The 19,689-nt window shown below is 60.6% G+C and carries 20 protein-coding genes; 19 read left to right on the top strand and 1 reads right to left on the bottom strand.

Features of this window, described 5'->3' with window-relative positions; all coding sequences use genetic code 11:
* The first annotated feature begins 51 nt into the window (after positions 1–51).
* Positions 52–828 (top strand): transposase, encoded by a 777-nt coding sequence (locus tag DW821_RS00300; protein ID WP_117816872.1) that lies wholly within the window; start codon positions 52–54, stop codon positions 826–828.
* A gap of 175 nt (positions 829–1,003) precedes the next feature.
* Here the strand turns inward: DW821_RS00300 and rpmB are convergent, their stop codons facing one another.
* Positions 1,004–1,192 (bottom strand): 50S ribosomal protein L28, encoded by a 189-nt coding sequence (gene rpmB / locus DW821_RS00295; RefSeq protein ID WP_022094725.1) that lies wholly within the window; start codon positions 1,190–1,192, stop codon positions 1,004–1,006.
* Positions 1,193–1,643: 451 nt separating this feature from the next.
* Here rpmB and pyrR point away from each other — a divergent pair, with 451 nt between their 5' ends.
* From pyrR to DW821_RS00205, 18 genes are all read left to right on the top strand, one after another.
* On the top strand, positions 1,644–2,228 hold the full coding sequence (pyrR, locus tag DW821_RS00290) for a bifunctional pyr operon transcriptional regulator/uracil phosphoribosyltransferase PyrR (protein WP_006236123.1): 585 nt from the start codon (positions 1,644–1,646) through the stop codon (positions 2,226–2,228).
* 4 nt (positions 2,229–2,232) lie between these two features.
* Entirely contained in the window at positions 2,233–3,177 is a 945-nt protein-coding gene (locus DW821_RS00285) for an aspartate carbamoyltransferase catalytic subunit (protein WP_035138537.1), read from the top strand.
* Positions 3,161–4,450 carry a dihydroorotase gene (locus DW821_RS00280; RefSeq protein ID WP_117639911.1) on the top strand — a complete coding sequence of 430 codons (1,290 nt, stop codon included), beginning with the start codon at positions 3,161–3,163 and terminating at the stop codon, positions 4,448–4,450. Before DW821_RS00285 ends, DW821_RS00280 begins: the two co-directional genes overlap by 17 nt.
* Before the next feature lie 116 nt (positions 4,451–4,566).
* A complete protein-coding gene (locus DW821_RS00275; protein ID WP_118065171.1) occupies positions 4,567–5,334 on the top strand; it encodes a dihydroorotate dehydrogenase electron transfer subunit in 768 nt (255 codons plus the stop codon).
* Positions 5,335–5,348: 14 nt separating this feature from the next.
* On the top strand, positions 5,349–6,257 hold the full coding sequence (locus tag DW821_RS00270; RefSeq protein ID WP_199584242.1) for a dihydroorotate dehydrogenase: 909 nt from the start codon (positions 5,349–5,351) through the stop codon (positions 6,255–6,257).
* The gene (gene pyrF, locus DW821_RS00265) at positions 6,251–6,967 is read left to right on the top strand and encodes an orotidine-5'-phosphate decarboxylase (RefSeq protein WP_117583213.1); all 717 of its coding nucleotides are present in this window, start codon (positions 6,251–6,253) and stop codon (positions 6,965–6,967) included. The genes DW821_RS00270 and pyrF overlap by 7 nt, the downstream gene beginning before the upstream one ends.
* A gap of 239 nt (positions 6,968–7,206) precedes the next feature.
* The gene (gene mihF, locus DW821_RS00260) at positions 7,207–7,515 is read left to right on the top strand and encodes an integration host factor, actinobacterial type (RefSeq protein WP_118064936.1); all 309 of its coding nucleotides are present in this window, start codon (positions 7,207–7,209) and stop codon (positions 7,513–7,515) included.
* Positions 7,516–8,085, top strand: coding sequence for a guanylate kinase (gmk, locus tag DW821_RS00255; RefSeq protein ID WP_099431806.1), 570 nt, complete (start codon positions 7,516–7,518; stop codon positions 8,083–8,085).
* Positions 8,086–8,090: 5 nt separating this feature from the next.
* On the top strand, positions 8,091–8,372 hold the full coding sequence (locus DW821_RS00250) for a DNA-directed RNA polymerase subunit omega (RefSeq protein ID WP_035138532.1): 282 nt from the start codon (positions 8,091–8,093) through the stop codon (positions 8,370–8,372).
* Positions 8,373–9,617 (top strand): tRNA uracil 4-sulfurtransferase ThiI, encoded by a 1,245-nt coding sequence (gene thiI / locus DW821_RS00245; protein WP_118064934.1) that lies wholly within the window; start codon positions 8,373–8,375, stop codon positions 9,615–9,617.
* A gap of 249 nt (positions 9,618–9,866) precedes the next feature.
* Complete coding sequence (locus DW821_RS00240; protein WP_233552963.1) at positions 9,867–10,544, top strand: ComEA family DNA-binding protein; 678 nt, start codon at positions 9,867–9,869, stop codon at positions 10,542–10,544.
* Positions 10,541–12,844 carry a DNA internalization-related competence protein ComEC/Rec2 gene (locus DW821_RS00235; protein ID WP_118064930.1) on the top strand — a complete coding sequence of 768 codons (2,304 nt, stop codon included), beginning with the start codon at positions 10,541–10,543 and terminating at the stop codon, positions 12,842–12,844. Before DW821_RS00240 ends, DW821_RS00235 begins: the two co-directional genes overlap by 4 nt.
* 78 nt (positions 12,845–12,922) lie before the next feature.
* On the top strand, positions 12,923–13,885 hold the full coding sequence (gene holA / locus DW821_RS00230) for a DNA polymerase III subunit delta (protein WP_118064928.1): 963 nt from the start codon (positions 12,923–12,925) through the stop codon (positions 13,883–13,885).
* 133 nt (positions 13,886–14,018) lie between these two features.
* Positions 14,019–14,285: a 30S ribosomal protein S20 gene (gene rpsT / locus DW821_RS00225; RefSeq protein ID WP_022094714.1), complete on the top strand. Its 267-nt coding sequence runs from the start codon at positions 14,019–14,021 to the stop codon at positions 14,283–14,285.
* 96 nt (positions 14,286–14,381) lie between these two features.
* Positions 14,382–16,193: a translation elongation factor 4 gene (lepA, locus tag DW821_RS00220; protein WP_117773570.1), complete on the top strand. Its 1,812-nt coding sequence runs from the start codon at positions 14,382–14,384 to the stop codon at positions 16,191–16,193.
* A 4-nt stretch (positions 16,194–16,197) separates the two neighbouring features.
* Complete coding sequence (gene dusB / locus DW821_RS00215) at positions 16,198–17,241, top strand: tRNA dihydrouridine synthase DusB (protein WP_118064926.1); 1,044 nt, start codon at positions 16,198–16,200, stop codon at positions 17,239–17,241.
* A gap of 2 nt (positions 17,242–17,243) precedes the next feature.
* Positions 17,244–18,476: a radical SAM family heme chaperone HemW gene (gene hemW, locus DW821_RS00210; RefSeq protein WP_118064924.1), complete on the top strand. Its 1,233-nt coding sequence runs from the start codon at positions 17,244–17,246 to the stop codon at positions 18,474–18,476.
* A gap of 58 nt (positions 18,477–18,534) precedes the next feature.
* On the top strand, positions 18,535–19,638 hold the full coding sequence (locus DW821_RS00205; RefSeq protein WP_199579155.1) for a DnaJ domain-containing protein: 1,104 nt from the start codon (positions 18,535–18,537) through the stop codon (positions 19,636–19,638).
* Positions 19,639–19,689: the final 51 nt, after the last annotated feature.

The raw sequence follows: 19,689 nt of genomic DNA, 5'->3' as shown, positions 1-19,689 counted from the left end.
GTTGCTTCTCTCCTTTTAGGTGTTGCCTGTACAGTTTTGAAAGGAGAGATTATGCCCCGATGCGCCCGCGCCGTTTCGCTCACCGGCTATTACCACGTCTATGACCGCGGCAATTCCAAACAGATTATTTTTGAAGATGACTCCGACCGCTATCGTTTCTTATCGGACATCTCGGACAGGTTTGCTTGCCATGACGTGGCGGTGTTGGCCTGGTGCCTTATGGACAACCACTTCCATTTGATGGTTGATGACCCATTTGACAACCTTTCAAAGGCAATGCAGTGCGCGCTGACGGCCTATGCCAAGTATTTCAATGGGAAAACCGGAAGAACGGGCCACCTGTTTGATAATCGCTATTCGCGGGTCGCGGTCGAGTCGGACACGCAGGCGGTGCAGTTGCTCGATTATATCCATCTCAATCCCGTGAAAGGTGCGCTCGACTCGCTTGATGCCTACCGCTGGTCAAGCTACAAGGCATACCAGCTGGGATACGATCCCTTTGATATCTGCGATGCGGCCCCCATGCTCGATATTGTCGGGGGTTCCCGTCGCTATTGCGAGCATCTTAAGGAAGTTGCCGAGCGGATCTGGTCAGTTGAGATTCTTCCGCGTCGACGGATTCCCGACGAGGATGCCCTTACCGTCGCACACGAGGCCCTGCCGAGCATTGATCCTGCGCTGCTCAAGGCCCTGCCACGCCCCGAACGCGATGCCTGTCTGCTAAGGCTCAGGCGGGCCCATCTTACGGTCAAGCAAATTGCCCGTATCACCGGTATCGGCGCTACAAGCGTAACCAAGGCCACCACAGGCTGGAACGAGGCGGCCTGAGGTATGGATTGGGGCCGATCGATGCACTGTGAGCTTAGGAAAGCATTCATCTAAGTCTGTCCCCAATGAGTGCAAAAAAGGCGCCCTCCGTAGGGGAGGACGCCTTTGGTAAGTTCTATGTGAACGCGAGGTCTTTGACCCGGAGAGTCCGAGGTACTTGTTGGTAAGACCTTATTTAGGAGCGCGCAACCTTGCCGGACTTGAGGCAGGTGGAGCAAACGTTCATCTTGCGACGGTGACCATCGACGACGACGTAAACGCGCTGGATGTTGGGGCGGAACTTACGGTTGGTGACGCGGTGAGAGTGGCTGATGGAGCGACCGGCAACGGGGTGCTTACCGCAAACTTCGCAAACTTTGGACATAACTGACCCTCCTTGGGCGACAAACGAACATGTCGCGTTAACAAACAAGCCTGAACTATAGCACAGAAGCAGCTCCCTGTGCGTAATCTACACAGAGATATTCCTCTTTTGGCGATAGTGCTCACGCCACGGCCCTGGACGTAGATCCGATTTGCGTGTAGCAGAGGGAATTATGCCAGCTCGTGCGTGCGTTTTCAAGCTCGTCCCACAAATATATATAGGTTTATGGAGCGCCTGCGCCCGTTTACGGATTGTTCTGTATTTATGCTCGCAATTAAGCTCGAGGTTGGCTACACTATCCCTTGACCATTAAAGGGGTACGAGATACCCACATGGAATTACATAGCTGCCAAAGAGCAGCCCTTCCTGTGGGTGTCTGGTCCGCTTTAAGCGGTCGGGCATCTATTTTTTTGACTGTGTCAGCAGTCAAGACATGTGAGGAAGGAGATCGATGGGCACGACTTCCCCCAAGGCGGTCATCATGGACGAGACCGCCGTCAATCGAGCGATGACCCGCATCGCGCACGAGATTCTCGAGCGCAACGAGGGCTGTGAAGACCTCGCTCTGGTCGGCATCGTCACGCGCGGCGACCTTCTGGCAAAGAAGCTCGCCGAGGAGATCAAGGAGATCGAGGGCGTCGACGTTCCGCTCGGCAGCCTGGACATCAGCTTCTACCGCGATGACTATGCGACCAATTTCGCTCCCGCGATCCACGCTACCAACATTCCCTTCAGCGTCGACGGCAAGCGCGTCGTGCTGGTGGACGACATCCTGTATACGGGCCGTACTATCCGCGCCGCTCTGGATGCCGTCATGGACCTGGGCCGTCCGAGCCGCATCGAGCTGGCAGTTCTCGTTGACCGCGGTCACCGTGAGCTCCCCATCTCGCCGGACTTTGTCGGCAAGAACGTTCCCTCGTCGCATGAGGAGAACGTGCACCTATATATGAAGGAAGTCGACGGCCACACCGCCGTCGAGATTAACGACGTCGCGCCGGGTTCCCACGTGGGCTCCGCGCCGCTGGGAGGTGAGTAGTACCGTGGCGTTCAACCATAAGCACCTGATCGACATTACCGAGTACTCCGAAGAGGACATCAAGCTCATCCTCGAGACCGCCAAGGCGTTCTCTGAGGTCAACGAGCGTGCGATCAAGAAGGTCCCCACGCTCAAGGGCAAGACCATCGTCAACATGTTCAACGAGCCCTCGACGCGCACCCGCAGCTCCTTCGAGCTCGCCGAGAAGCGCCTTTCGGCCGACAGCCTCAACTTTGGCGGCTCCTCGACCTCCACGGTCAAGGGCGAGAGCCTCGTCGACACCGTCGAGACCCTCAACGCCTACAAGATTGATTGCATCGTCGTTCGCGATAAGCACGCCGGTGCTCCCTACATCGTCACGCAGAACTCGCCCGCGAGCGTCATCTGCGCCGGCGACGGCAAGCACAACCACCCCACGCAGGCCCTGCTCGACCTGTACACCATCTGGGAGCACAAGGGTGACTTCCACGGTCTGAAGGTCGCCGTCGTCGGCGATATCGCGCACTCCCGCGTGTGCGGCTCGCTGATCCCCGCACTTAAGATCATGGGCTGCGAGACCTACGCCGTCGCCCCCGGCACGCTGCTGCCGCCGGCGCCCGAGGTCCTGGGCTGCGACCACGTGACGAGCGACCTCGATTCGGTACTCCCCGAGCTGGACGTCGTCTACATGCTGCGCGTGCAGCAGGAGCGCCTCGAGGGCGCTCCGTTCCCGACCATTCGTGAGTACCACAAGCTCTTCGGCCTGACCAAGGACCGCGAGAAGCTCATGAAGCCCGACGCGATCATCTGTCACCCGGGCCCCATCAACCGCGGCGTCGAGTTCGACTCCTATATGGCCGACCACCCGCAACGCTCCGTCATCCTGGAGCAGGTCTACGCCGGTATCTGCGTGCGTATGGCTATCCTGTATCTGCTGCTTGGAGGTGCCGATAATGGCCTTGCTTCTTAAGAATGCCCACGTCGTCGACCCGTCCGTCGAGCTTGACGGTGTCGTTGACGTCCTGATTGACGGCGATAAGATCGCCGAGGTCGGCGAGAATCTCGCCGTCGAGGGAGCCGAGGTCCGCGACCTTTCCGGCAAATATCTCGTCCCCGGCCTGGTGGATATGCACGTTCACCTTCGCGAGCCCGGCTACGAGGTCAAAGAGGACATCGAGAGCGGCACCCGTGCAGCTGCCAAGGGCGGCTTTACCGGCGTGTGCGCCATGCCCAACACCGATCCCGTCACCGATAACGGCACCGTCGTGGAGTTCGTCAAGTCCCGCGCTGCCGAGGTCGGCCACTGCCGCGTCTATCCGTCGGGAGCCATGACCCGCGGTCTTAAGGGCGAGGCCATGTCCGAGATGGGCGATATGGTCGCCCACGGCGCCGTCGCCTTCACTGACGACGGTCGTGGCGTGCAGGGCGCGGGCATGCTCCGTCGCTGCATGGACTACGGCAAGATGTTCGGCAAGGTCTTTATGAGCCACTGCCAGGACGAGGACCTGGTCGGCCACGGCCAGATCAACGAGGGCAAGGTCTCGACCCGTCTGGCTCTCGAGGGCTGGCCGGCTGCCGGCGAGGAGCTCCAGATCGCCCGCGACATCGAGATCGCCAAGCTGACCGGTGCCAAGCTGCACATCCAGCACATCTCCACCGCCCATGGCCTGGAGCTCGTGCGTGCCGGTAAGGCAGCTGGCGTGCAGGTCACCTGCGAGGCCACGCCGCACCACATGTTCCTGACCGAGAACGACCTGGACGAGACCTACAACACCTCGCTCAAGGTCAACCCGCCGCTGCGTACCGACGAGGACGCCGAGGCTATCCGTCAGGGCGTCATCGACGGTACCGTCGACGCTATCGTCACCGATCACGCTCCCCATACTCCGTGGGAGAAGGCCCGCGAATTCGAGCTGGCGCCCTTCGGCATGATCGGCCTCGAGACCTCGCTGTCGCTCGTGCTCACCGAGCTGGTCAACACGGGCAAGATGAGCATGGGTCGCATGGTCGAGCTCATGGCCATCAAGCCTCGTGAGATCCTGGGCCTCGACCAGGTTCAGGTCAAGGCGGGCTCCGTTGCCGACCTGACTGTCTTCGACGCGTCTGCCACCTGGACGGTCGGCGAGGACGGCTACGAGTCGCGTGCCGAGAATTCCGGTTTTGCCGGCCGCACGCTCACCGGTCGTGCCACCGATGTGTTTGTCGGCGGCAAGCAGACGCTCGCCGACGGCTGCATCTGCTAGCATAGCCTTATCGCTTTTGTGCGCGGCGCCCTTGCGGTGCCGCGCTTTCTGTTCGCCTGAACCATGCAACCGCATGGGGGATTGGAGCGTCTATGCCCACACCTTCCACTGCACGCATGCACGACTTCGAGGTCGTCTCGAACAAGGAGATCGCCGAGGGCATCTTCTCGCTCGTAATCTCGGCCCCCAAGCTTGCAAGTGCGCTCAAGCCCGGTCAGTTTGTGAACATCGCCGTGCCCGGCGATGCCTCTTCGCTGCTTCGCGTGCCCCTGAGCTTCTATCGCGCCGACGCCCAGGCCGGCACCGTCGAGCTGTGGTACGCCGTCGTGGGCGACGACACCCGCCGTCTGTCGCAGATGGCCCCCGGTTCCACTTCTAACCTGCTGGGCCCTGGCGGCCGCGGCTGGCTTGTTCCCGAGGGCACCAGGAAGGCGCTGCTCGTTGCGGGCGGCATCGGTGTTCCGCCCGTGCTGTGCCTTGCCGGCATGCTCGTCGAGCAGGGTGTGGCCGTCGACGTGTGCCTGGGCTTTGGCACCGCGTCCAAGGCCGTGGGCGTCGATGAGTTCCGCGCGCTGGGAGCCACGGTCAACGTGTGCACCGACGACGGCTCGCTCGGCACGCACGGTTTTTGCACCGATCCTGCCGCTGAGCTGCTTGGCGAGGGCGGCTACGACTACGTCGCCAGCTGCGGCCCCGCTGTCATGATGAAGAAAGTCGCCGCCGCTGCCGCCGAGGCCGGTGCGTACTGCGAGGTGTCCCTCGAGCGCATGATGAGCTGTGGCTTTGGCGCCTGCAACACCTGCAATGTCGAGACGGTCGACGGTATGAAGGGTGCTTGCATGTGCGGCCCCGTGTTCGATGCTTCCAAGGTGGTGGTCTTCTAGTGGGTACCGTTAACATGGCCGTCGATTTCGGCGGCGTCAAGATGCAGAACCCCATCAACACCGCAGCCGGTACCTTTGGCTACGGTTGGCAGTTCCAGAACTTCTTTGATGTTTCCCAGCTGGGCGCCATCACCACCAAGGGTTGCGCTGCCGAGCCCTGGCCCGGCAACCCCGCGCCCCGCATGGCCGAGATTCCCGGCGGTATGATCAACTCCGTGGGCCTTCAGAACCCCGGCGTGGCCGCCTTTGCCCGCGAGTCCGGTCCGTGGCTCGAACAGCTGTCCAAGGACGGCTGCCAGGTCATCTGTCAGGTTGCCGGCCACTCCGTTGACGAGTTTGTCCGCGCGCTCGAGATGTATGTCGAGCTGTGTCCCTGGGCTGCCGGCTACGAGATCAACGTGAGCTGCCCTAATATCGCCGCCGGCGGTGCCGCCATGGGCTCCACGCCCGAGGGCGCCTCTTCCGTTATGGCTGCCTGCCGCAAGGTGACCGATAAGCCGCTGTTCGTAAAGATGGCTCCGGTTAATGTCGCCGAGATTGCCAAGGCTCTCGAGGCCGCCGGCGCCGACGGCCTTTCGGTCATCAATTCCATCCAGGGCATGGCCATTGACGTGCACACCCGCAAGTCCCGTGTTGCCAAGCCCAAGGGCGGCCTTTCGGGCCCGCTGTGCCACCACATCGCCGTTCGCATGGTCTGGGAGGTCGCTCAGGCCGTCGATATCCCCATCAACGGCGTCGGCGGTGTCATGACCGGCGAGGATGCTGCCGAGTTTATCCTGGCCGGCGCCACCTGCGTGTCGGTCGGTATGGCCAACTTTGTCGATCCGTGCGCTTCGATTAAGATCGCGCGCGAGCTCGAGGCTTGGGCAGAGTCCCAGGGCGTGAAGGATATCAACGAGCTGGTAGGTGTTTTCGAATGCTAGAGAATGATGCCCGCGACCGTGTTATCGTCGCCCTCGACTGCGATCGTGAGCGTGCGCTCGAGCTCGCCCATGAGCTTTCGGGCCACGCCGTCTGGCTCAAGGTGGGCATGACGCTCTATTACGCCGAGGGTCCCGAGATCGTCAAGACGTTCAAGGACTTGGGCTTCAAGGTCTTCCTCGACCTTAAGTTCCATGACATTCCGCATCAGGTGCGCGGTGCCGCCCGTTCGGCCTCGCTTGCCGGTGCCGACCTGCTCTCGGTCCACGGCTTGGGTTCGGGCGCTATGCTCGCCGCGTGCCGTGAGGGTGCCGAGGAGGCGCGCGAGGACCGCGCCAAGCTCGTCGCCATTACCGTGCTCACGAGTATGAATCAGGATGCCTTGAGCGAGATCGGCGTCGAGTCTCCCGTGGCCGAGGAAGCCGCCCGTCTGGCAAAGCTTGCCCAGACCAACGGCATCGACGGCATCGTGTGCTCGCCGATGGAGGCTCACGACATGCGTGAGCTGCTGGGTCCTGATGCCCTGATCGTGACTCCGGGTGTGCGTCCGGTGGGTGCCGCCCTTGGTGACCAGTCCCGCGTGGCGACGCCTTCCCAGGCTATCGAGCGTGGCGCAAGCCACATTGTGGTGGGCCGTCCCATCACCGGTGCCGACGATCCGGTTGCCGCCTTTGACGCCATCGTCGCCGAGCTGGTCGAAAACGTCGCGTAAAAGATTCCCCTAAGTCACCACTTTTGGGTCTCATTAGCACAAAATAGCCCCTGTGCCTGCGTAAACTTTCCCATCCTTTGTGTGGAATCGCAGGTCAGGGGCTTAACTTTGGGCGCAGTATATTGCACTTTTTGCGGGTATCGTCTAACCTATGGAGCCGCGATTAGGCATTTTGTACGTTCTACGTGCTAAAATGCCAATTATTGAATCAGATATAACCCAACTATTTGGAGGTACGAATGGCACTCCCTCGGCTTACCGACGAGCAGCGCAAGCAGGCTCTTGAGAAGGCTGCCGCCGCACGTCACGCCCGCGCTGAGCTTCGCGAGCAGATCAAGAAGGGCGAGAAGTCCCTCGAGTCCGTGCTCAACTCCGATGACCCCATCGCTTCCCGCATGAAGGTTTCCACCCTCATCGAGTCTCTCCCTGGTTATGGCAAGGCCAAGGCCGCCAAGATCATGGAGGAGCTCGGTATCTCCGCTACTCGTCGCGTCCAGGGCCTCGGCGTCCGTCAGCGCGAGCAGCTCCTCGAGCAGCTGACCAAATAAGTGAGCGCTCAGGATTCCAAGCTCTTTGTGATTTCTGGACCGTCAGGCGCAGGCAAGGGTACGCTCGTCACTCGTGTGCGCGAGCGCCGCTCGAACCTGGGTCTGACGGTTTCGGCTACCACGCGAGCACCACGCAAAGGTGAGGTCGACGGCGTCAACTACTTTTTTCTGACGCGCGAGGAGTTCGACCGCCGCGTGGCAAACGGTGAGTTTGTTGAGTGGGCCGAGGTCCACGGTAACTGCTACGGCACGTTGGTGAGCGAGGTCACATCCAAGCTCGCCTCGGGCTCGTCTCTGATTTTGGAGATCGATGTCCAGGGCGCCCTGCAGGTGAAGGAGCGTTTCCCCGAGGCCGTGCTGATCTTTATCAAGCCGCCTTCGCTTGAGGTGCTCCGCGAGCGTCTAGTCGGTCGCGGTACCGAGACGCCCGAGACGATTGAGCTGCGTATGGCAAACGCCGCCGATGAGCTTGCCCTTGCCGACCGCTACGACGACGTCGTGGTGAATGACGATCTCGACCGCGCGACCGATGAGCTCGTTCGCGTTCTCGATATGCATGAAAGGATCTGAGGTCCGTGTCCGTTGTAAAGCCTTGCATTGACGATCTTCTGGAGAAGACCGATCACAACCGCTTCCTGCTCGCTTCGCTTGCCTCCAAGCGCGCCTGCGACATCAATAGCATGCTGCGTGGCCAGCACAACCGCGTGCTTGCCGTCCAGGATGTCGATGACATCACCATCGGGCTTTCCGGTGCCGATACCATCTCGATGGCTATGGACGAGATTGTCGACGGTGACATCTCTTACGACGAGGCCCGTTACGAGAAGGCACTCGGCCACAAGGTTGCTGAAGCCTAAATGGCGGCTCGCGTCTGCCTGGTCCACTATCACGAGGTTGGACTGAAGGGCAAGAACCGCGCACATTTTGAGCATATCCTCATGGATAACATCAAGGCGGCCTTGGCCGCCTTTTCCGTGAACGCCGTGTCTCGAATTTCCGGTTATATCCTCGTGACCTTTAACGAGCATCAGGCCGACGAGGCGGCGCGTGTCATTCGCACCGTCCCCGGCGTTGCCCGTGTGTCTATGGCGTATCACACCAACCGCGACCCGCAGGAGTACTGCGCCGCCGCCGTGAAGGCACTGCGCGAGTTTGGTTCCTTCGATTCGTTTAAGGTGCACGCCAAGCGCTCCAATACCGACTATGAGCTCACCTCGATCGATATTAATCGTCAGGTGGGCGAGGTACTGTGTGAGGCCTTCCCCGATAAAAAGGTTCAAATGCACGACCCCGATGTGATGGTGCACGTACTGGTGGTCCAGGGTAGCGTTTATGTGTACGCGCGCTCCGAGCGCGGCGTGGGCGGTCTGCCGGTGGGTTCTGCCGGCAAGGTCGTGACGCTGCTGTCGTCGGGTATCGATTCTCCGGTGGCGACCTGGATGCTCGCGCGTCGCGGCGCGGTGTGCGTGCCGGTGCATTTCTCCGGTCGTCCGCAGACGCCTGATACGAGCGAGTATTTGGTGCAGGACATCATCCGTGCGCTTGAGCCGGGTGTCCAGATCGGCCGCCTGTACGTGGTGCCGTTTGGCGACTGCCAGCGTGAGATTTCGGTCACCTGCCCCAGCAACCTGCGTGTGATCATGTATCGTCGCATTATGTATTCGGTTGCCGAGCGCATTGCGCGCATCGAGGGCGCCAAGGCCATCGTTACGGGCGAATCGCTTGGGCAGGTTGCCTCCCAAACGCTTGAGAACATCATGGCCGTCAACGAGGCCGTGAAGATCCCCGTGTTCCGTCCTCTCATCGGTTCGGACAAGCAGGAGATCATCGCGCGTGCTGAGGAGATCGGTACGTTCGATATCTCGACTGAGGCCGCTCCCGACTGCTGCACGCTGTTTATGCCGCGCCGACCCGAGACGCACGCTAAACTCGATGCCGTGCATGAGGCCTGGGAGTTGTTCGATCATGAGGAGATGATTGAGCGCCTGCTCAAGCAGACCGAGTACATCGACTTCGAGAGCAACACGTATAAGGCCCCTAAGACCTTAAAGCGCAAACATTCGGAGCTTGCTCCGCGTGAGATTTACCAAGATCACGAGTAAATTTGTGCATAGACCGACGATGCGCCTGCATCGTCGGTCTTTTGCTATCTGGGCATTTTGCGACTAAGTGTTCATTTGCTGACGTGTGGCTGAATAAATGGACAGATTTGTGCAAGGTTTTGGTCGGCTTTTGGTTTGACCGCGATAACCGGTTTTGAAGCATGGCTGTTGCAGGGCTCCTTTCCTGACACGATGGTGTTGGGAGGTTTTGCTATGGCGCAGCGCGAACAACACGAACGAGTCAAACGGATGGACCGCTTGGCTGACAAGCTGCTCGGTCATAGGGCAGTGGTGATGGCGATACTGGTCGTCATTGCGATGGCGAGTGGACTGGCGATGGCGAACCTTGGCGGCGGTGCCGGTGGCGTGTCGTTTGAGCGCACTGACGGTTTGGGCTCGTTGGTGGAGCCGGAATCCGGTGATGCCTCGAGCGGAAAGACATCCGAAGGTTCTTCGACTAAGGCTTCTGCCGCGGCAGAGGTCTATGTCGATGTCGATGGCGCCGTGGTGTCGCCCGGTGTATATCGTCTCAAGGACGGCGCGCGGGTGGCTCAGGCGATTGATGCCGCCGGCGGGCTGGCGCCAGAGGCAGACGTTACGGGGCTCAATCGGGCATCTAAGGTCGTCGATGGACAGAAGATTCATGTTCCAACGGTAGGGGAGCAGCAGGCGTCCATTGCGGAAGCCGGTGTTGATGGTGGGGCTTCCGCAGCATCGGGCGTGAGTAGCGCAACAGGCCTAGTAAACATCAATACGGCAAGCGCGGCAGAGCTGCAGACGCTTTCGGGCATCGGTCCCTCCATGGCCCAGTCGATTATCGATGAGCGGACAAAGAACGGTGCTTTTGCCTCGGTTGACGATCTGATGCGTGTGTCGGGAATCGGCGAGAAGAAGCTTGCCAAAATCAAAGATTGCATCTGCGTATGAGTGCGACCGAGCGCGAGCATGTGATGCCTCCGCGGCCCCTGATGCCGTGGACGATGGCTCTGTGTGCCGGCATGTGCGTGGGCTGCGCCCTGGTGCTTAACGTGGCCACTGATGCGCTACTGGGGGAGCAGGCGCCAGCGTTCGGGCCGCTATGGGCCATTCCCGTTGCGGCGGCGATATTCGTTGTGCTGGCTCAATCTTGTGCGCGGCTTGCCCCTTTGAAGCGGTGGCTGTATGCCGTGTCCGTCGGTCTCGTGGCGGGAGCGGTCGTCTCGGCGTGGTGGGCTGTGGGTGCGCTCAGCGCTTCGAAGGCGCTCGACGGTCGAGCGGCAAGCGGTCTCGAGTTTGTCGTGCAGGGTGATCCATCCATAAACGACGACGTGTATTCCTATACCTGCGAGGCACGCGCGGACGGTAAGAACTTGGCAACGGTTCGCCTATCGTGTGATCGTGAGCTCAAGGTCGGGGCGCACGTGCGTGTTATCGGTCGCGTTTCACGTTTTGAGAACGATGCGTATGGACGATCGCGCGTGCTCCGAGGCGAGGTGCGCAAGGTTAAAGCCGTTCGGATTGTGTCGGTCGATGAGGGCTCTCCGGGGCCGCTGCTTCGGCTGCGAAATGGGCTGCTTGTGTCCATTGCGCCTGCGACCGAACCGGCGCGTGCGCTCATAGCCGGTGTCGTCTGCGGTCGTTCGGCCGAGCTGCGCGCCCAGCCGGCGGGCGACTGGTTTTCGGTGACGGGAACGGCGCATCTTATCGCCGTCTCGGGCAGCCATTTGGCTATCGTGGGGTTTTTAATCGAGGGTTTATTGCAAAAGACTCGGTGCTCACGTGGTCTTCAGCGGGCGATACTGGCGATAACGCTTGTGGGCTACGCTACCTTTACGGGCGCGTCTCCCTCTGCCGTGCGCGCGTGCTGCATGGTGTTCGCGACGCTTGTCGTAAACGGCGCGGGGCGTCGCCGGCACGGTGCATCGGCACTCTTCGTAACCATGTCCATCTTTGTTCTACTGCGGCCGACGGTGCTGTTCGAGATGGGCTTTCAGCTTTCATGTGCCAGCGTCTTTGCCATCCTGTGCTTTTGCCCCTATGCGACCTACGCTTTGGGTGAGCTGGGTGTGCCATCGGGCATTGCCAGCATGCTTTCCGTCACGCTGTGCTCGCAGTTGGCGACGCTCCCCATTACCATTCCTGCCTTCGGTACGTTCTCGCTCATTGCTCCGCTGGCAAATGCGGTCATCGGTCCGGTGGTGAGCGTACTGCTTGCTGTGTCGATCGTGCTGGTTCCCTTTTCGCTCGTGGCACCGTTGCGGACTTGGGTGCTCGCTGTGCCCATGATTGCCGCCCGTTGCGCGCTATTCTTCGAGCAGCTGTTTGCCGCCGTGCCGGGTGCATCCGTGAGTGTGCCGCCCGATAGCATGTGGATTTACCTAGTGCCGTGTTTGCTGGCGGCTCTGCTGGTCAGGTGGCCGCGTCCCCGTGCACGTCCTATGGCGGTGGGGCTTGCATGCCTGATGCTCTTGGCTGCGATTCCGTACGTCTATTGGGATCGATTCGCTCCGCCTTCGGTGACGGTGCTCGATGTGGGCCAGGCCGATGCGATTCTTATCCGCCAAGGCGGCGCAGTAGCTCTCGTCGACTGCGGGCTCGACGAGCGTGTGGTTGCGGCGTTGGTTCGCAATAACGTGCACCATATCGATGCCGTTTTTGTGACGCATTGGGATGAGGATCACTGGGGTGGTTTGCCTGCCGTGCTCGAACAGTTTTCGGTCGGAACGATTGCCGTGGCGGCGGATGCGCTGGAGGATGCTCCTGCCGAGGTATTGAACCGACCTGGCGTGGAGTATCGGCAGGTGCGCCGTGGGGATACGGTCGACATCGGCTCATTTTGCGCCCGCGTGATGTGGCCATTCGAGTTCGTGGATGGCGAGGGAAATGAGGACTCGCTTGTCCTGCTGCTCTCTTATGTTCAGGAAGGCAAGGGCCTGCGAATACTTCTCACCGGTGATGCCGAGCTCGACCAAGAGCGGGAATTCGTGCAGGAGGTGGGGGATATCGATGTCCTTAAACTTGGGCATCACGGCTCCAAGGTTTCAGTCGATGGCGAGTTGCTGGACGTCCTGAAGCCCGAGCTTTCCCTCGCAAGCGCCGGTGAGGGGAATCGATACGGCCATCCGTCCGATGCCTGCATCGATGCCGTTAAGGAAGCGGGCGGCGTTTTCGCGTGCACTATCGAACACGGCGACATTACCGTCACACCGACTGCGAATGGCTTTGCGATGCGATGCCAGCGACCGTGACGACGTCGTTGGCGTGTGGTGGGCCCCTGGGCTAGAATGGCACGGAACGAATACGAAGGCCTGCGGGAGGGGAGCGCAATGTCCGAAACCGGTTTGCTGCCGGCATATCTGATTGTCGGTACCGACGGAGTTAAGCGCGACCACGCCGTCTCGCGTATGAAAGCGCGTCTGGAAAAATCGGGTATGGTCGAGTTCAACCTCGACGAGCGAGACATGACCAAGGACCCCGATATCGAGTCCATTATCGGATCGCTTAACACCTTTCCGATGGGCAGCGAGTTTCGTCTGGTAATCCTCGATGGCTGCTCAAAGCTCGCCAAGGCGGTCTCGGAGCCGCTCGTTGGGTATCTGGCGAGTCCCAGCCCAACAACGGTCTGCCTCATCATCGCCGACTCACTTGCCAAGAATACGCGCCTGTATAAGGCAATCGCCAAGATCGACAAGAAGGCTATCGTCGATTGCTCGGGTACCAAGCGCTGGGAACTGCCGCGCCGTGTTCAGCAGATGGCGACGCAGCGCGGTAAGTCGATTTCGACGGCGGCCGCCGAGGAGCTCGTCTCGCGTTCGGGTGAAAACACGCGCATGCTCGATAACGACTTGGCTAAGCTTGCCCAGATGGTCGAGTCGCCTCAGATTGAACTTGCCGATGTTGAGCGCTGGATTGTTCGTACGGCCGAGGTTCAACCCTGGGACTTCCTCAACGCCGTCTCGGCTCGCGATATGCGGCGTTCGCTCGAGCTCTTTAAGCTCCTGCCCTCCAAGAGCTACGTGTGGACTTACACATTGCTGTGCGGTCGCATTCGCGAGCTTATCGTCGCCAAGGCGCTCGACGCGCGTGGGCAGGGTCGCGAGCTGGCCGCAACGCTCAAGCTCCAGTCCTGGCAGGTCAAGAATCACCTTACCTGGGCGCGTCGTTTTTCGATGACCGAGCTCATCGCAGCGCTCGAGGGTGCGGTCGATGTGGAGCTCGCGCTCAAGGGTTCGGCCGATTCTGAGACCGCGCTTTTGCTCTGGATTACGAACATCTTGAGAAAATCGTGATGATACCTGCCTATTTGACAAATTCGTTCTATCCCTTTGAGAGGGAGCGTGCTATAGTAGGCGCTTGCATGACCTCACCGTGTCTCAGAGGTGTCATACATTTTTTGCAAGGAACTCGAAAGGAACTCCAGAAGTGGCAAACATCAAGTCTCAGAAGAAGCGTATCCGCACCAATGAGGCAGCTCGCATGCGTAACAAGGCTGTCAAGTCCGAGCTCAAGACGCTGACCAAGCACGTCCAGTCCGCCGTCGCCGAGGGTGACGCCGAGAAGGCCCAGGCTGCACTCAAGACCGTCACCAAGCGTCTCGACATGGCTGCCGCCAAGCATGTTATCCACAAGAACCAGGCTTCCAACCGCAAGTCCGGTCTTGCCAAGCTCGTGAACAGCATCAACGCCTAAGTTGTAAATATCACACCACACAGATTACGCGCATAAATGGAGCCTGTTTTATGGAACAGGCTCCATTTTTTGTACCGCTCGGGTAAGATAGTCCGCATGAATACTTCAATTGACATTTCCCACATCCGCAACTTCTCGATCGTTGCGCACATCGACCATGGCAAGTCCACGATCAGTGACCGCATCCTCGAGCTCACCCATACCGTCGACGAACGCGACATGGAGTCGCAGCTGCTCGACACCATGGATATCGAGCGCGAGCGCGGCATTACGATCAAGTCCAATGCCGTCCGCGTTTCCTATGACGCCGACGATGGTGAGACGTATCAGTTCAATCTGATCGATACGCCGGGCCACGTTGACTTTACCTACGAGGTCTCGCGTTCTCTGGCCGCCTGCGAGGGCGCGGTGCTCGTCGTCGATGCCACCCAGGGTGTCGAGGCACAGACCGTCTCCAACGCGACGCTCGCCATGAACGCCAATCTGGACATTGTGCCGGCCATCAACAAGATCGACCTGCCCTCAGCCCATCCCGATGAGGTTAAGACCGAGATCGAGGATGACCTGGCGATCCCTGCCGATGATGCCGTGTGCGTCTCGGGCAAGACCGGCGAGGGCATTCACGATCTGCTGGAGTCGATTGTCTTTTTGATTTCGCCGCCTAAGGGCGATGCAAACGCTCCGCTCAAAGCGCTCATTTTGGATTCGTACTTTGACGAGTATCGCGGTGTGGTGGCTACGGTGCGCGTCTTCGATGGTTCCATCAAAAAGGGCGATACCCTGCTTATGATGCAAGCCAAGGGCGACTTTTTGGTCGACGGCGTGGGCGTCAAGCGTCCTGCCGAGACCCCGGTCGACGCGCTGACGGTCGGCGAGGTCGGATATGTGGTCACGGGCTTGAAGGATCCCGAGGCCGTTCGCGTGGGCGATACCCTTACGTGGGCGTCGAACCCCTGCCCCGAGCCGCTTCCCGGTTATCGCGAGGCCAAGCCCATGGTCTATACGGGCCTGTTCCCGATCGACAACAAGGACTACGAGAACCTGCGTGACGCGCTCGATAAACTGCACGTCAACGACCCGTCGTTGGTGTGGGAGCCCGAGACCTCGGTGGCGCTTGGCTTTGGCTTTCGCGTGGGCTTCCTGGGCCTGCTGCACATGGAAGTCGTCAAGGAACGCCTGGAGCGCGAGTTCAACCTGGACCTCATTGCCACGAGTCCCTCGGTCGACTATCACGTCTACAAGACCGACGGCGAAATGATCGATGTCCGCAGCCCGCAGGATCTGCCCGAGGCCACGCGCATCGAGCGTATCGAAGAGCCCTACCTCAAGGCAAAGATCATCTGCCCGCCCGAGTATACGGGTGCCGTCATGCAGCTCGCTATCGAGCACCGTGGCGTCACGACCGATATGATCCACCTGACGAGCAAATCGGTCGAGATGCGCTTCGATATGCCGCTCGCCGAGCTCATCTTGGACTTCTTCGATCAGCTTAAGAGCCGCACCAAGGGTTACGCCTCGCTCGACTACGAGTTCAACGAATATCGCCCCTCCGAGCTCGTCAAGCTCGACATCCTGCTTTCGGGCGACGAGGTGGACGCGCTGTCGTTTATCGTCCATAAGGACAAGGCATATGGCCTGGCCCGTGGCTTGTGCGACAAGCTCAAGGAGATCATCCCGCGTCAGCTGTTCGAGGTGCCCATCCAGGGTGCTATCGGCAACAAGATCATCGCCCGTTCCACCGTCAAGGCGCGTCGCAAGGACGTTCTTGCCAAGTGCTACGGCGGCGATATCTCGCGTAAGCGCAAACTGCTTGAGAAGCAGAAAGAGGGCAAGAAGCGCATGAAGGCCATCGGCTCGGTCGAGGTCCCGCAGGAGGCGTTTATGGCGATCCTCAAGGTGGACGAGTAGGTCTATGGCTCTTTCCGAATATAGTCTGCGGCTGCTGGGCGCCTATGCCGAGCAGCCGTTCCTTATGGCTCCCATGGCGGGCGTTACCGACCCCGCCTATCGCATCATGTGTCGCCGCCGCGGTGCCAACCTTGCCTACAGCGAGATGGTGAGCGTGGCAGGCCTTGCCTATGCCAGCAACAAAACGTGGCGCCTGGTGCTGCCGGCCGACGAGGAGCAGCAGATTTGCGTGCAGCTCTTTGGCTCCAAGCCCGATCAGTTTGCGAGCGCCGTCGCCGCCGTCGAGGAGCGCGTTGGCGATCGCCTGTCGCTCATCGATATCAATATGGCATGCCCCGCCCGCAAGGTTGTCACCAAGGGCGAGGGTTCGGCGCTCATGCGCACGCCCGACCTGGCCGAGAAGATCGTCGAGGCCACGGTGGGCGCGGCGCACGTGCCCGTGACCGTCAAGATTCGCAAGGGCTTTTATGCCGAGGACCGCAATGCCGCGACATTTGCCCAGATGCTTGAGGGCGCAGGGGCTGCCGCAGTCGCCGTGCATGGTCGTTGCGCCACGCAGCTCTACACGGGCCAGGCCGATTGGTCGGTCGTCGATGAGGTTGCCGACGCTGTCGAGATTCCCGTGATTGGTTCGGGCGATGTGTTCTCGGCCGAGGACGCTGCTGAGCATCTGCACGGCTCGGGTGCCAGCGCGGTGTTTATCGCGCGCGGCATCTACGGCAATCCGTGGGTGTTCGGCGATGCCCGAGCCCTTGCACTCGATGGCACGCCGGTTCCTTCTCGCTCCTCGGTCGAGCGCCTGGAGGCTCTGCGCGAGCACCTGACGTTGACGCACGAGCTTCTGCCGCTCATGTCGCGTGCTCGCACGTACGCAAGCTGGTACTTAAAGGGCATGCCCCATGCCGCCGCCTGGCGCGCTCAGGTGGTGCGTTGCTCTACGTACGAGGAGTTTATGGCGCTGGTCGATGATATCGAGCGCGACGTGGTGGCCTGCGAGGCCGCGCTTGCCGCCGGCGAGTCGGTGCCTGCCCATCCGTTGGAGGCCTAACGGTGGCCGTTACCGCGCTGTACGTGCACGTGCCGTTTTGCGCTCAAAAGTGCCGGTACTGCGACTTTGACTCGCGCAGCTTTGCTGCGTGTGATTTGGATGCCGCGCTCGATTCCTATTTTGAGCAGTTGTATGCGCGCCTCGATTCCTTTGGCGACGCCGGGGCGCTTGCGCAGGTCCGCACGGTCTATACTGGCGGCGGCACGCCATCGCTGGCAGGGGAGCGCCTGGTGGAACTTGCCCGGCGTATCTCCATGTGGTGCAAACCCGTTGAATTTACTTGCGAAGCCAATCCTGAGTCCCTGACCGCTGAGCTCGCCACCGCGCTTGCCGAGGCGGGTGTCACGCGCATCTCTCTGGGCGTGCAAACCCTCGACAATACCGAGCTGGCTGCTATTGGCCGCATTCACGATGCTAATCGGGCACTTGCGGCTATCGCGACGGTGAAGGATGTTGGGCTCGATGTGTCGTGCGACCTTATGTGCGGGCTTCCCGGACAGACTATGGCGAGCTGGCAGCATACGCTCGATGGCGTGCTTGAGGCGGCCCCGCACCATGTGTCGGTCTATCCGCTCACGCTCGAGGAGGGCACGCCGCTTTACCGCATGGTGTGCCGTGACGAGTCGCTTGAGCCCGATGAGGATTTCCAGGCCGCATGCATGGACGTTGCGCGCCAGCGGCTGAGTTCGGCCGGCTACCATCCGTATGAGGTGGCGAGCTACGCGCTCGATGGGCATGAATGTACCCATAATATCGCCTACTGGACTGGTCGGGGCTACCTGGGCCTGGGTCGTTCTGCCGCGGGCATGCTCGACGACGAGGATTTCGACCGCTTGGCTGGACTGTTTCCCGGCGTGGCTCCCCGTGGTGACTTTCACCGCGTGCGTTTGGTACAACGCGACGATGCCGCGACGATGTTTGATGCCGAGTATCTGTCGCGGCGCGAGGCGGCGGCCGAGGACCTGATGCTCGCTTGTCGCATGACGCGCGGTGATGATTCCGACCTGTTGGTTCGCGCGTCTCGTGTCATCCCTGCCGATGAACTGGCAGCGGCTTGTGATCGCGCTCTTGAGCTTGGGCTTGCCACTTGGGTGCCCGAGCACGGTGATACCCATGCGGGGCCTATCGCCTCTGTCGATGTCATCGCTGGCCGCACCTGTGCCCGTCTGGCGCCGACCCATCTGGGCTGGCTCGATGGAAATGTTCTGTTCGAGCTGTTTTGGGATCTAGCTTAGGCCGCTCGGGTAGAATTACCGGAATATATACGCTGCTGTGAGCAGGAGGTTGCCGCGCATGGCGACGATGAACGAAAAAGATTACTACGAGATTCTGGGTGTCTCCAAGGACGCCACCTCGCGTGATATTCAAAAGGCCTTCCAGCAAAAGGCCCGTAAGCTCCATCCGGACGTCAATAAAGAGCCGGATGCCGAGGAAAAGTTTAAAGAGGTTTCCGAGGCCTACGCCGTGCTTTCGGATGAGCAAAAACGTGCGCGCTACGACGCCATGCGTTCTGGCAATCCCTTTGCCGGTGCTCCTACGGCTTCGCCCTATGGTGGCGGCTACGCCGGCAGCACGGGCTATGGCAATCCCTTTGAGGGCGGCTTTCCCTTTGGTGGCGCCTGGGGCCAGCAGCGTCGCGGCCAGGCTGCCTACAATCCCGAGAACGGCGCCAACGTGGTCGTCGATATCAAACTCGACGCCAAGGAGGCCAAGGGCGGTGCCCGCAAGACCGTCCGCTACACGCGCTTCGATACCTGTAGCAACTGCGGCGGCTCGGGCTCCGTTTCGTCTGAGCATGCCCATACCTGCCCGAGCTGCGGTGGCCGCGGCCACATCGACGTCGACCTGTCCTTCCTGTTTGGTGCGGGCACGTTCCAGTCGGTCTGCCCCGAGTGCGGCGGTTCCGGTAAGGTCGTGGCCGACCCCTGCCCCGATTGCGGTGGCAGCGGGCGAACCCGTGTGACCTCCGAGCAGACGATTGAGTTTCCTGCCGGCACGCACGATGGCGACGAGGTCCGCATTGGCGGCATGGGTCATGCTGGCACCAACGGTGCCGCGGGCGGCGACCTGGTCGGCCGCGCCCATGTTGAGGCCGAGCGCTTGGAAGGCAAAGCTCGTACTGGCTTTTACTTGATGGGCATTGTGGCGCCGTTTTTGGTGCTGTCGGCCATCTCGGGCGTGTTCTCGGCCTTTGCCGTGATGTGCTTTATTCCGTTTACCATGGGCCTGTTCATGGTGCTTTCGGACGGTGTGCTTCATCGCAGCCTGCTGTGGTGGAAGCGCGGTGCGATGCAGTTTGCCAACGGTTTTGCCAACGGCTTCATGTTCGCGCTCGTGTCGGTTTGGTTCGCGAGCTGCTCGCAACGGGCCATGCTTTCGCCGTATCAAATGCAATAACATCAAACCCTTTGTTTGCGGTCGGCCCAGCTTGGGTATAGGACGCACTGT

It is taken from the genome of Collinsella sp. AM33-4BH, from assembly GCF_003469205.1.
In the GTDB taxonomy this organism is placed as follows: domain Bacteria; phylum Actinomycetota; class Coriobacteriia; order Coriobacteriales; family Coriobacteriaceae; genus Collinsella.
This window is presented reverse-complemented; position numbering and strand designations above follow the sequence as displayed.